Annotated in this window: 2 protein-coding genes; one reads left to right on the forward strand and one right to left on the reverse strand. The window is 56.7% G+C overall.

Features of this window, described 5'->3' with window-relative positions:
- Positions 1-140 precede the first annotated feature (140 nt).
- Entirely contained in the window at positions 141-449 is a 309-nt protein-coding gene (locus tag ACQR13_RS32400) for a hypothetical protein (protein ID WP_316172815.1), read from the reverse strand.
- A gap of 152 nt (positions 450-601) precedes the next feature.
- On the opposite strand from ACQR13_RS32400, the gene ACQR13_RS32405 reads away from it, so the two are divergent.
- A partial coding sequence (locus tag ACQR13_RS32405) for a transposase (protein ID WP_434863574.1) occupies positions 602-1,041 on the forward strand: 440 nt, incomplete at its 3' end.

Here is a 1,041-nt window from a genome sequence, read left to right on the forward strand (position 1 = left end):
CGGGGTCAAGCCGTTGATCGCGGCAATCACAGCCTGAGAAACGCCCGCGTCCTCGTGGTCAGGACGGACGTCCGCAAGGCCGTTTTTACACGACCAAGACCCTGAGCAGACAAGCCCAACTAAGTGCTAGTAGCATCAAACTATAGCTGGTCAGCGTATAGTTGGAAGCTTGTCGTTCCATCCGTGGTCTCTAAGCCCCACGGGGTCTTGATGGTGATTTCAATAATTTCGCGCCCAGCGTCATCTTGGCGCTTCGCTAAAACCTCACACGCAATGAGGGCCGGCTGCGGAAATTGGCTATCGGACCGTAGCGATAGATTTGTAAAAATTGGCGCTTTGTCGACCATCACCCATTCGGTGCCGAACCTGTCGGTGAATCGGCATTCCACAAATCCCGGAAAATCGTCGCTCACCCAACGCGTAATCTCAGCTCGAATGTACGGGGTCACGACTACCTCTTAACGGCCTTTAACTCGGCGCTCTCCTTCATACCAGACAGAATCTGCGATGTCCGCAACTGGCCGATTCTGTTGAAAAAGTCAGCAGTTGCGACGCAGAGATATCGGTGATTCAGTCTGTCTAGTGGGCAGGACTGAAGGTCATGATGGGGCATCGGCAAGTCGAACAGGCTGCGTTGTTCTATGAGTTCTCGCTGGAAAGGCACATCCCAGCCGACCACCTCGTGCGGTCGATCGATAGGTTCGTCGACCTTGAGGACTTACGGCGGGAGCTGGCGCCGTTCTACAGCAACATCGGGCGGCCCTCGATCGATCCGGAGCTGATGATCAGGATGCTCTTGATCGGCTATTGCTTCGGCATCCGATCGGAACGGCGCCTCTGCGATGAAGTCCATCTCAATCTGGCATACCGCTGGTTTTGCCGGCTGGGTCTAGATGGAGGCGTCCCCGATCACTCGACGTTCTCGAAGAACAGGCACGGCCGCTTCCGTGAGAGCGATCTCTTCCGTCGCGTGTTCGAGACCGTCTTGCGCCGCTGCATCCGGGAGCGCCTGATCGGCGGCGAAGGGTTCGCAGTCGACGC

Origin of the sequence: Bradyrhizobium sp. HKCCYLRH3059 (assembly GCF_051168035.1) — a bacterium.
In the GTDB taxonomy this organism is placed as follows: domain Bacteria; phylum Pseudomonadota; class Alphaproteobacteria; order Rhizobiales; family Xanthobacteraceae; genus Bradyrhizobium.